The following is a 10,754-nucleotide window of genomic DNA, read 5'->3' on the forward strand; positions in this document are numbered from 1 at the left end:
ACGGCTTCTCGCTCCACACGTGCTTGCCCGCGTCGAGCGCCTGCAGCGCCACCTCGACGTGCACCTTGGGGATGGTGAGGTTCACGACGATCTCGATGCCGTCGTCGGCGAGGAGCTGCTCCACCGTGCCGGAGTTCGGGACGCCGTACTTGTCGGCCTGCGCCTTGGCCCGCTCGAGGTCGATGTCGGCGACGAAGCGCACGTCGAGGTCGGGGAACGCCGTGAGGTTCTCGAGGTACTGGTTGCTGATGACGCCCGCGCCGATGAGGCCGACGCCGACCGGGCCGCCGGTGCGCTCGGCGCTCATGCGAACGCCTCCGAGGTCAGGAAGGCGTAGCTGTCGGCGACGGCCTGGAAGCGGTCCCCGCGCGAGTCGTCGAGCTCGATCACGCGCAGCGCGTCCGGCGCCGCGGCGATGATCTCCGCGATCGGCAGCGCGCCCTGGCCGACGGCGACCTGGTCTTTGGTCTCGGTCGTGCCGGCGCCGTCCTTCACATGGAGCGCGACGACCCGGTCGCCGAGCTTCGCGAGCAGCTCCACCGGGTTCTTTCCGCCGACGACGACCCAGTAGGTGTCGACCTCGAGCACGACCTCCGGGTCGAGCTTGCCGGCGAAGTACTCCAGGGCCGTGACACCGTCGATGGTGCTTTCGAGCTCGTGGGCGTGGTTGTGGTACCCGACGCGCACGCCGTGCTTCGCTGCGATCTTCGCGGCGGCGTTGAGCTGTGCGGCGGTCTCCTCGACGTCGGCGGCGGTCTGCCAGCGCTCGGCCGGGACGTGCGGGTCGATGACGGTCTCGATGCCGAGCTCGGCGGCGGTGCCGAACACCGTCTCGAGGAACGCCTGGTCGCGGCCCAGGTACCCCTGGTGCGTGGTCGGCGCGGTCAGGCCCGTCTCGGCCAGACCCTGCCGGAGACCGTCGGCGAAGTCGAGGAGGCCGAAGGGCTCGACCTGGGTGAATCCGATGTCAGCGATGCGGCGGAGCGCCCCGACCGTGTCCTCGGTCAGGAGCTCTCGCACCGTATAGAGCTGCACGGAGAGGTTTGAGTTCGACACTGTTCTCCTCGGTCGAAAGATGGGATGCGAACGCACGATGCGGCGTCCATGCTCATTCAATCGCCACTTCTGTCGAATGTCAATCAAAAGTCGACGGCTGGTCGTCGATCTTTGGACTGCTGGACAGCGATGTGGTTCAATACGTGCATGACCGACAGCGTCCGGGAGCCCGGCATCGTCGCTGCGGACGCCACGGACCTCCTGGCGATCCTGCGCGACGGCGTGCCGCGCACGCGCGCGCAGCTGGCCGAGCTGACCGGGCTCGCGCGCTCCACGATCGCGGTGCGGATCGACACCCTGACGGCAGCCGGACTCGTCGCGCCGGCGGGCGACGACGTCTCCACGGGAGGCCGGCCCCCTGCCCGGATCCGGTTCAACCCGGACTCGCGGGTCGTGGTCGCGATCGACCTCGGCGCGACGCACGGCGTGGTCGCCCTCGCCGACCTGGCCGGGGCGATCACGACGAGCGAGTCGCGGCGGCTGCGCATCGCCGACGGCCCCGAGCGCGTGCTCGACTGGGCGCTCGAGGCCGCCCAGCGGCTGTTCGCGGCCACCGGGCGCCCGCTCGGCGATCTCGTCGGCGTCGGCATCGGCGTGCCCGGGCCGGTCGAGCACTCGACGGGCCTGCCGGTCAACCCCCCGATCATGCCCGGCTGGGACCGCTTCGACGTCCCGGCTTATGTGCGCCGGGTCTTCGACGTCCCCGTGCTGGTCGACAACGACGTGAACCTCCTGGCCCTCGGCGAGCACGCCCTCGCGTGGCCCGACAGCTCCGACCTCCTCTTCGTCAAGGTCGCCACCGGCATCGGCGCCGGGATCATCAGCGGCGGGCGCCTGCAGCGCGGAGCGCAGGGCTCGGCGGGCGACCTGGGGCACGTCCGCGTGCCGTTCTCGAGCGAGACACCCAGCCACGGCGCCCGCGACGCCGACCTGGAGGCGCTCGCCAGCGGGCCGGCCATCGCCGCCGCGCTCACCGCCGCCGGCATCCCCGCCGAGACCAGCGACGATGTCGTCTCCCTCGCCCGCACGGGCAACCCGCAGGTGCTCCAGGCGATCCGCCAGGCCGGCCGCGACCTGGGCGAGGTCGTCGCGACCTGCGTCAACCTGCTGAACCCGTCGCTCGTCGTGGTCGGCGGCAGCCTGTCCCGCGTCGGCGAGCAGCTGCTCGCCGGCGTGCGGGAGGTCGTCTACCAGCGCTCGACGCCCCTGGCCACACAGCACCTCACCATCACCGAGTCCCGCTCGGGTGAGACGGGAGGTGCCATCGGCGCCGCCATCATGGTCATCCAGCACACGCTCGGCCCCGGCGTCCCCTCCCGGCCCCTCCCCCGCTGACTCCCTGCGCGGTCGCCTCGGCCGCGCAGCATCGAATCGATTCGACCTCCCATCGACCACCGCAACACCCCGCACCACCGCGGTACCACCCCGCACCACCCCACGAAAGGATCGCAGTGACCACCCCATCCAAGAACCTCCGGGCCGGAGTCGTCGGCCTCGGCTGGGCCGGCCAGCAGCACATGGACGCCTACGCGAAGCTCCCCGGCGTCGACCTCGTCGCCATCGCCGGGATGGAGGACGGCCCGCGCGCCGAACTCGGCGAGAAGTACGGCGTCGACCGCCGTTACAGCGACTGGCGCGAGCTGGTCGCCGACGGCGACCTCGACGTCGTCAGCGTCGCCGTGCCCACCTTCTTGCACGCGCCGATCACGGTCGGCGCTCTCGAAGCCGGAATCCACGTGCTGAGCGAGAAGCCGATCGCCCGCACGGCGACCGAGGCGCAGACGATGGTGGATGCCGCCCGACGCTCGGGCCGCGTGCTGGAGGTCGCCTTCAACCACCGCCGCCGCGGCGACATCGAAGCGCTCAAGGCGGCGATCGACGACGGCCAGATCGGGCGCCCGTACCACGCCAGGGCGGTCTGGCTCCGCCGCGCGGGCATTCCGGCCCTCGGCAGCTGGTTCACCAACCGCGAGATGGCGGGAGGCGGCCCCCTGATCGACATCGGCGTGCACGTGCTCGACTACGCCCTGCACCTGTTCGGCGAGCCGAAGGTCACCGCCGTCTCGGCCGTCACCCACTCCGAACTCGGCGTTCGCGGCCGCGGCGGCGCGAAGAGCGACAAGCAGCACGTGGGCTCCGCCTACGAGGTCGAAGACCTGGCCAGCATGCTCCTGCGGCTCGAGGGCGGCGGTTCGATCGTGCTCGAGACCAGCTGGGCCGCCTACCGTCCCGCCGGCGACGAGTTCGGGATCACCCTCTACGGAACCGAGGGCGGCGCCGACCTCCGGGTCGTCGACTACGCGCCGGCCGGCGAGCTGACGATCTTCACCGGCGAGGGTGAGGAAGTGGAGGACATCGCTGTCACCGCCGACGCCGGCAGCGGCCACACCGCTGTCGTCGAGACGTTCCTCGAGCACGTCGCGGACGAGGCGAACTGGTCGCACTGGGACGGCTCGCTCGCGCTCGATCGCGCGCGCGTCATCGATGCGGCGTACGAGTCCGCTCGACGCGGCGCCGAAGTCCGGCTGCACCCGGCCACCGCGGGACTCGACGAGGCGGATTCCGCCACCACGACCACCACCACCGACACGGAGGCATGACCATGACCGCACTGCGCGTGACCGTGTGGAACGAAGGCGTCCACGAGACCACCCAGCCGGAGATCGCCGCGATCTACCCCGACGGCATCCACGGCGCGATCGCCGCCGGCCTGTCCGAGCTGCTCGGAGACGAGGTCGCCGTGCGCACGGCGACGCTCGCCGACCCCGAGCACGGGCTGACGGAGGAGGCGCTCGCCGAGACGGACGTCCTGCTGTGGTGGGGCCACATCGCCCACGAGCAGGTGTCCGACGCAGTGGTGGAGCGCGTGCGCCGCCATGTGCTCGGCGGCATGGGCCTGATCGTGCTGCACTCCGGGCACTTCTCGAAGATCTTCATCCGGATGCTCGGCACGACGTGCTCGCTGCGCTGGCGCAACCCGGAGGGCGGCGAGCGCGAGCTGGTCTGGACCGTGAACCCGACGCACCCGATCGCCCAGGGGGTCGAGCAGCCGATCGTGATCGACGCCCAGGAGATGTACGGGGAGTTCTTCGACATCCCGACGCCGGACGACATGGTGTTCATCAGTTCGTTCACCGGAGGCGAGGTGTTCCGATCGGGAGTGACGTTCACCCGCGGCCGCGGGAAGATCTTCTACTTCTCGCCCGGCGACCAGGAGTACCCGGTCTACTTCCACCCGCAGGTGCGGCGCGTGCTCGCCAACGGGGTGCGCTGGGCCGCTCCGGTCGCCGGGGTCCGCCAGGCTCCCGAGGTCTCGAACCCGCAGCCGGTCTGAGCGCAGCCCGTTCCTCCCGCTCGAGGGGTCGCAACACGCCGCTACACCCCATCCCATGACGGCGTGTTGCGACCCTTCGGGTCGGGTCGGGGCGCGGAGCGCGCCGGCGGGACAGGGCAGACTGGGGGGATGACCGCGCTGTCCCTGCCCTCGCCCCGCTTCCCCGATCCGGCCGACGCGCCCGCGCTGCGCTGGGGCGTGATCGGCCCCGGCGGGATCGCCGCCGACTTCACCGACGCCCTGCACGCGCACACGACGCAGCGGATGGTCGCCTGCGGCTCGCGCTCGGCGGATCGGTCCGCGGCGTTCGCCGCCGCCCACGGCGTCGAGCGCGCCCACGGCTCGTACGACGCATTGGTCGCCGACCCGGAGGTCGACGTCGTCTACGTGGCCACACCGCACAGCGAGCACCTCGAGCACGCGCTGCTGGCCATCCGCGCGGGAAAGCACGTGCTCATCGAGAAGCCGATCGCCGCCACCGCCGAGCAGGCCCGCGTCATCGCGGAGGCCGCACGGCAGGCCGGAGTGTTCGCGATGGAGGCCATGTGGACGCGCTACCTGCCGCAGACCGATATCGTGCGCCAGCTCCTCGACAGCGGCGCGCTCGGCGAGGTGCGCGTCGTCACCGCCGACTTCGGAGGCCGCGCGCCGTTCGACCCGGCCGGCCGGCTCTGGAACCCGGCGCTCGCCGGTGGCGCACTGCTCGACCTCGGGGTCTACGTCGTGTCCTGGGCCTCGTTCGCGCTGGGCGCGCCCGCCGGCATCATCGCGACGGGGACGCTGGCCCCCACCGGCGTCGACGAGCAGGTCGCGCTGGTGCTGAGCTCGGCCCGCGGCGGTCAGGCGCTGCTCAGCACCGGCCTCCTGGCGGGCACGCCCTCACTGGCCACGATCGTCGGGACGGATGCCCGGATCGAGATGGCGAGCCCGTTCTGGGGGCCGAGCGGCCTCCGGCTCCACGGCGCCGACGGCAGGGTCGATGCGGAGTGGACCGACCCGTACGGCCGCCCGCATCGTCAGGGGATGTCGTACGAAGCCGCCGCGCTCGCACGCTACGTCGCCGAGGGCCGCACCGAGTCGCCGCTGCACTCGCTCGACGAGGCGGTCTCCACGCTGGCGACGATCGACGAGGCCCGCCGCCAGCTCGGCGCGGCGGGCGTGGGGTGACGACCCTCGTCGGACGGGCGAGGCAGAATGGTGAGGTGTTCGACAGCTCCGCCGCCTCCCCCGCCGCATACCGTCAGCAGGACGGACCCCGGCACGACGGCTCCCGGCGCGAGCTCTACCGTCCCGGGGTCCTCGCCGACCTCGGACCGCGCACGTCGGCGCCCGCACCGCGCCCGGTGATTCCCGCGGTGCCCGGGGCGGAGGGGCACTTGGCCCGGGTCGTCGCGTCGTCGAGCGACCGGGTGGGCTGGCTCCGTGCCCGCAGCCGCGGCATCACGGCGACGGACGTCGCCAAGCTGTCCACCCAGCAGTCCCTGCGAGCTGCGGTCTACGACAAGCTCAACGGGTCGGGCTTCTCCGGCAACAGCTTCACGCAGCACGGTCGTGTCCGCGAGCCGGAGATCGCGGCGTGGGTCGCCGCGACCCACGGCATCCAACCCTCCGATCTGCTGTTCCACGCCGAGCGCGACCGCCGCCATCTGGCCACCCCCGACGGGCTGGCCCTCCGCACAGGAGGGCGCATCGAGCTCGCCGAGATCAAGACGACCAACAAGCCGTTCAACAGCATCCCGCGTCACTACCTGCGCCAGATCTGGTGGCAGCAGTACGTGCTCGGAGCGGAGCGGACGCTCTTCGTGTGGGAGCAGCACGACCGGTTCGTTCCCGTGCACGAGGAGCCGCAGTGCCAGTGGGTCGATCGCGACGACCGCGAGATCGCCCGGCTGGTCGCGCTCGCCGGCGAGCTGATCGAACTGCTGGCCCAGGCGACGGCACCGCGCGTGCAGCCGGCGCAGGCGGCCCACGCCGCGCGCACGGCCTGATCAGTCCGCGAGCGGCACCCGCGCCAGCGCGAGCGAGTACACGGCGATCCAGGAAACCGCGACCGTCGTGCCGATCAGCTCGAGCCAGGCTCCGACGTCGGTCGCCACGTGCACGATCGCGAGGAGGCCTCCCACGATCGTGATGGCCGCCACCGCGACACAGCTGACCAGCGAGTAGCGCGCGACGCGGGGCAGCCGTGAGGCGAACGACACCTGCAGCATCGCGAAGCACGCGGCAGCGAAGCCGAGGACGGCCGACACCGTGTGCACGAGGTCCTGGACGGTCGACCTCGGGTCCACGAGCGGCACCGGGCAGTACGACGTGCACGTCACCTGCGAGGCGAGCACGAAGCAGAGCGCCGCGAAGCCGAGGCTCGCCGCCGGAGCCCACCGGTCGAGGAGCCGGTGCGACGAACGCACGTGTCCGCTCGCGACCGCGACGGCGAACCCGCCCGCCGCGATCAGCAGAAGGGCGATCGCGAAGGGCTCGGCCGTCGGTGCACCGACAGCGCCCAGCTCGCTCACGTACACCGGGTACGGCACCGTCAGCCGGGCGGCCCAGATGATCGTCAGACCGCTGAGCACGCACACGGTCCCGACGGCGAGCAGCACGGGGACGGCGCGCTGCCAGCCGGCCGCCAGCAGCGGCTGGGCGAACGGCTGGCGGACGATGCGCAGCAGTCGTCGCACGGCAAGCTCCTCGGATGGTTCGGGTCGAGGGATTCTACCCGGAGCCACCCTGCGAACGCCCTGGAAGCGGACGCCCCGCGGCCGACCGGATTCGCGGCACGACCGTCAGCCCGGCACGCTCACCTCAGTGCGCGCTCCATCACCCAGTCGTGCTCCAGGCGGTCGCCGACCAGGAAGCGCTTGGCGCCGACCCGGCCGAACCCGTGTTTGCCATAGAAGCGCTGGGCGCGCTCGTTCTCCTCGTTGACTCCGAGCCAGACCCCGGCGGCGCCGGCATCGGCGGCGGCGGCCAGACTCGCCTCCATCAGCCGACCGGCCACCCCTTCCCCGTGGTGGCCCGGCAGCACGTAGCACTTGCTGAGTTCCGCGGTCGGTCGAGCGGTGACGGCTGCGCGCACGTCGTCGTCCGTCGGCTCGCTGAGGTTCAGCAGCGTGTAGCCGATGATCTCCCCGCGGTCGTCCTCCGCCGCGAACAGTCGACGATCAGGGTCGCTCGCATACTCGGCGAACCGCTCCGGCGAGAGCACGGTGGCGATGAACGCGGCTTTCGCGTGCTCCGTCGTGTGCGGAGGGCAGGCCAGCGGGAAGGTGATCGCGGCGACCGCAGCGAGAGCCTCGGCGTCGGTTGCGGTCGCGGCGCGGATCACGAACGTCATCCCGCCAGCGTAGCGGGACCGGCCGCCCCCGAGGGAGACGGCCGGCCCTGTGCACCGCTCGGCTAGTGCCTGCCCTGTGCCACCAGGTGCAGCAGGTTGAACGAGACCCCACCCAGCCCGGTCACGTCGTCATAGCCGCGCGCCGTCGTGAGCGAGGTGTCGTGATCGAGCGTGATGAAGTAGGTGTTCCCGCTGATCCTGCTGGTGTAGACCAGCGCCTGCGGCGGGTTCTGCGGCACGACGTCGCGGAACGCGCTCGGCAGCACGCGCTTGACGGCGTAGAGCGTCGGGTTGGCGAACCCGATGGTCTTGCCCGTCGCCTGCTGCACGATGGCGATCTGTGCGGCCACGATCGGCGAGGCCAACGAGGTTCCGCCGTACGTCTCGTTGACGTAGTCGCCGGTCTCCAGGGTCGTGTCGTCGATGATCGGGCGGATGCCGATCTGGAACCCGGTGTACGGGTCGGCCAGGGCGGAGACGTCGGGCGAGACGCGGAAGCCCTTGCTGAGCGCCTGCGGCACGATGCCGCGCTGGTAGTCGGGGGCCGGGAACACGGCGCTCACACCGCCGCCCGCTCCACCGGCGAACAGCGGTCCGGGGAGCGGCGCCGAGTACGCGAGCGTTCCGTCGGCGTTCTTGACGATCTTGTCGAGCTGGTCGCCCCAGCCGGTCTCCCACGCGATGGCGCCGTTCTTGTCGATGCCGAGGCTCGTGCCGCCGACCGAGGTGACCCACGGCGAGGAGGCCGGGAAGTCGGGCGACGCGTAGCCGAGGTTCTCCACCTCGTCACCGTTGTCGCCGCTGGAGAAGTACAGGCCGATGCCCTCACCCGCAGCCTGCAGCTGGAGGTTCACCTCGCCCTGGATCACGTCCGGCGGAACCGCCTCGCCGACGTTCCCGTAGCTGTTGCTGACGATGTTGGCCAGCTTGTTGTCCAGGATCTTCGACATGGCGATGTCGAGCCCGCCGCTGCAGTCCGTCCCGCCGACGTAGAGGATGCGGGCGCCCGGTGCGATGGAGTGCACCGACTCCACATCGAGCGTCTGCTCGCCCTGCCAGCCGCTCGGGTACTGGCACAGCGCCTGGTCGGTGAACTGGCTCGGGCTCGGCACGAGCTGCTGGTAGCTGGAGTTCGTGAGGATCGGCTCGCCGTTCTGCTGCGCGAGGCCGTTCGCGTCCTTCACGATCGTCGGGCTCGCGTAGGCGTCGATGATCGCGACCGTCTGTCCGCTGCCGTTCACACCGCGCTTGTTGAGGTCGGTGAGACCGTATGCGCTCCGCAACTGCTGCGGCGTGTACCCGCAGTTGTACGTGCTGTAGGTGGTCTGCCCGTTGTACGCCGGCGGCACTGTCACGGTGTTCTCACCGATGTAGTGCGAGCACGGTGTGGTGATCACCGGGGCCGCGGCGGCCGCCTTGCGAGACACCTGCGGCGCACCCGAAGCCGGTAGATCGCCCTGCTTGATCGAGTCCGGCTTGGTCATCGTGCGCGACTGCTCGACGCTGACCGCCGAGACCTTGGCGCCGATGGCGGCAGGCAACGACGGCGCGGAGGCCGGCGCGATCAGACGGTGGCCGGCGACGTCGTACGCGTGAAGCGACGTACCGAACACAGAGCCCAGCTGATCGGGCGTGCCGCGGAAGACGACGTATTGGCGGCTGTCCGGCACGCCCTGGATGGTGAGTCCCGCCGTCTTCAAGAACGACACCACGGAGTCGAAGTCCGCCTGCGTCGGCGAGAACCTCGCGATCCACTGCGCCGGCGTCAGCGCCCTGCGGTAGCCGGCCAGGGTCGGGTTGGAGACCTGCTTCGCCAGCGTCTCCGCGCCCTTCTGGTCGCGAAGGGGCAGGTAGATCTCGCCCTGCACGGTCGTGTCGGCCGGGGCCGCTCCCGCATCGTTCTGGGCTGTGGCCCACGAGGGGACGGACTTGGCATAGCTCACCCTGTCGGCGGCGTTCGCCGCGGATGCTCCAGCCAACGACAACGCCACCACGGCAGTCGTGGTGGCGATGATTCCGATCGCCCTCTTGTGAAGGGCAGAGGTGGTGCGAGGTGTCATCAAACGTTCCTTCGCTCGGACTGACTCGTCTGCGAGTCGACGCGCGGTGCGCGACAGGGCGAACATAGCCCGAGCGTTCTACCTCCGCAAGATGGGGTAGACAGTTCTGTCGCGATCGTTGCCTCGCTGCAACGTTCCCGAAACGTTCCAGCGGGACGACGGTGTGCGGAGAAGACGAGCGAGGGCCGGAACCGCGATGCGGTTCCGGCCCTCGTCACGAGTGCGATGCGATCAGATGGCGTTGACGTCCAGCGGGATGCCCGGACCGAACGTGGTCGACACGGCGCCCTTCTGGATGTACCGGCCCTTCGCGGCGGACGGCTTGAGACGGACGACCTCGTCGAGGGCGGCCTTGATGTTCTCATCGAGCTGCTCCGCGGTGAAGCCCGCCTTGCCGACGACGAAGTGCACGTTGGCGTGCTTGTCGACGCGGAACTCGATCTTTCCGCCCTTGATGTCGGAGACGGCCTTCGCGACGTCCGGGGTGACCGTGCCGGTCTTCGGGTTCGGCATCAGGCCGCGCGGGCCGAGCACCTTGCCGAGACGGCCGACCTGGCCCATGAGCTCCGGGGTGGAGACGGCCGAGTCGAAGTCGGTGTAACCGCCGGCGACCTTCTCGATCAGGTCGGTGCCGCCGACCTCGTCGGCGCCCGCGGCGATCGCGGCCTCGGCGGCCGGACCCGTGGCGAACACGATGACGCGCGCGGTCTTGCCGGTGCCGTGAGGAAGGATGACGGTACCGCGGACCATCTGGTCCGCCTTGCGCGGGTCCACGCCGAGCTTCAGCGCGACCTCGACGGTCGAGTTGAACTTGGCGGAACCGGTCTCCTTCGCGAGGGTGACGGCCTCGGTCGGGGTGTAGAACTTACCGGCCTCGATCTTCTCGGCCGCGGCCCGGTAGGCCTTGGACTTCTGTGCCATGAGATTTCTCCTAACGAGAATGTGGTGCGAGCCTGGCCGGCTCTGCCAC

General features: G+C 70.9%; 11 protein-coding genes. 5 read left to right on the forward strand and 6 right to left on the reverse strand.

The genetic code is table 11. The features are described 5' to 3' along the window. A partial coding sequence (locus Q0Q23_RS18980) for a Gfo/Idh/MocA family protein (protein WP_295128009.1) occupies positions 1-307 on the reverse strand: 307 nt, incomplete at its 3' end. Continuing rightward, a complete protein-coding gene (locus Q0Q23_RS18985) occupies positions 304-1,056 on the reverse strand; it encodes a sugar phosphate isomerase/epimerase (RefSeq protein ID WP_295128012.1) in 753 nt (250 codons plus the stop codon). The genes Q0Q23_RS18985 and Q0Q23_RS18980, both read right to left, overlap by 4 nt. A gap of 147 nt (positions 1,057-1,203) precedes the next feature. On the opposite strand from Q0Q23_RS18985, the gene Q0Q23_RS18990 reads away from it, so the two are divergent. The 5 genes from Q0Q23_RS18990 to Q0Q23_RS19010 all read left to right on the forward strand — a co-directional run bounded on the left by Q0Q23_RS18990 (position 1,204) and on the right by Q0Q23_RS19010 (position 6,378). Next, positions 1,204-2,391 carry an ROK family transcriptional regulator gene (locus tag Q0Q23_RS18990; RefSeq protein ID WP_295128015.1) on the forward strand — a complete coding sequence of 396 codons (1,188 nt, stop codon included), beginning with the start codon at positions 1,204-1,206 and terminating at the stop codon, positions 2,389-2,391. 116 nt (positions 2,392-2,507) lie between these two features. After that, positions 2,508-3,656 carry a Gfo/Idh/MocA family protein gene (locus Q0Q23_RS18995; protein WP_295128018.1) on the forward strand — a complete coding sequence of 383 codons (1,149 nt, stop codon included), beginning with the start codon at positions 2,508-2,510 and terminating at the stop codon, positions 3,654-3,656. After that, a complete protein-coding gene (locus Q0Q23_RS19000) occupies positions 3,653-4,390 on the forward strand; it encodes a ThuA domain-containing protein (protein ID WP_295128021.1) in 738 nt (245 codons plus the stop codon). Before Q0Q23_RS18995 ends, Q0Q23_RS19000 begins: the two co-directional genes overlap by 4 nt. A gap of 129 nt (positions 4,391-4,519) precedes the next feature. Beyond that, the gene (locus Q0Q23_RS19005; protein ID WP_295128024.1) at positions 4,520-5,557 is read left to right on the forward strand and encodes a Gfo/Idh/MocA family protein; all 1,038 of its coding nucleotides are present in this window, start codon (positions 4,520-4,522) and stop codon (positions 5,555-5,557) included. Beyond that, a complete protein-coding gene (locus Q0Q23_RS19010; protein ID WP_363316271.1) occupies positions 5,554-6,378 on the forward strand; it encodes a YqaJ viral recombinase family protein in 825 nt (274 codons plus the stop codon). The genes Q0Q23_RS19005 and Q0Q23_RS19010 overlap by 4 nt, the downstream gene beginning before the upstream one ends. On the opposite strand, the gene Q0Q23_RS19015 is transcribed toward Q0Q23_RS19010, so the two are convergent. The 4 genes from Q0Q23_RS19015 to rplA all read right to left on the reverse strand — a co-directional run bounded on the left by Q0Q23_RS19015 (position 6,379) and on the right by rplA (position 10,705). Beyond that, positions 6,379-7,068 (reverse strand): DUF998 domain-containing protein, encoded by a 690-nt coding sequence (locus Q0Q23_RS19015; RefSeq protein ID WP_295128027.1) that lies wholly within the window; start codon positions 7,066-7,068, stop codon positions 6,379-6,381. A 119-nt stretch (positions 7,069-7,187) separates the two neighbouring features. Next, positions 7,188-7,724: a GNAT family N-acetyltransferase gene (locus tag Q0Q23_RS19020; RefSeq protein WP_295128030.1), complete on the reverse strand. Its 537-nt coding sequence runs from the start codon at positions 7,722-7,724 to the stop codon at positions 7,188-7,190. A gap of 62 nt (positions 7,725-7,786) precedes the next feature. Next, a complete protein-coding gene (locus Q0Q23_RS19025; protein WP_295128034.1) occupies positions 7,787-9,784 on the reverse strand; it encodes a protease pro-enzyme activation domain-containing protein in 1,998 nt (665 codons plus the stop codon). A 231-nt stretch (positions 9,785-10,015) separates the two neighbouring features. Next, positions 10,016-10,705: a 50S ribosomal protein L1 gene (gene rplA, locus Q0Q23_RS19030; RefSeq protein WP_295128037.1), complete on the reverse strand. Its 690-nt coding sequence runs from the start codon at positions 10,703-10,705 to the stop codon at positions 10,016-10,018. Between the last annotated feature and the right edge of the window lie 49 nt (positions 10,706-10,754).

Source organism: uncultured Leifsonia sp. (assembly GCF_945957465.1).
Lineage (GTDB): Bacteria > Actinomycetota > Actinomycetes > Actinomycetales > Microbacteriaceae > Leifsonia.

What these genes read in the sequence shown, in the direction of transcription:
- rplA (WP_295128037.1), bottom strand. Translation starts at nt 10,705, where the DNA reads ATGGCACAGAAGTCCAAGGCCTACCGGGCCGCGGCCGAGAAGATCGAG.
- Q0Q23_RS19000 (WP_295128021.1), top strand. Translation starts at nt 3,653, where the DNA reads ATGACCATGACCGCACTGCGCGTGACCGTGTGGAACGAAGGCGTCCAC.
- Q0Q23_RS18990 (WP_295128015.1), top strand. Translation starts at nt 1,204, where the DNA reads ATGACCGACAGCGTCCGGGAGCCCGGCATCGTCGCTGCGGACGCCACG.
- Q0Q23_RS19005 (WP_295128024.1), top strand. Translation starts at nt 4,520, where the DNA reads ATGACCGCGCTGTCCCTGCCCTCGCCCCGCTTCCCCGATCCGGCCGAC.
- Q0Q23_RS19025 (WP_295128034.1), bottom strand. Translation starts at nt 9,784, where the DNA reads ATGACACCTCGCACCACCTCTGCCCTTCACAAGAGGGCGATCGGAATC.
- Q0Q23_RS19020 (WP_295128030.1), bottom strand. Translation starts at nt 7,724, where the DNA reads ATGACGTTCGTGATCCGCGCCGCGACCGCAACCGACGCCGAGGCTCTC.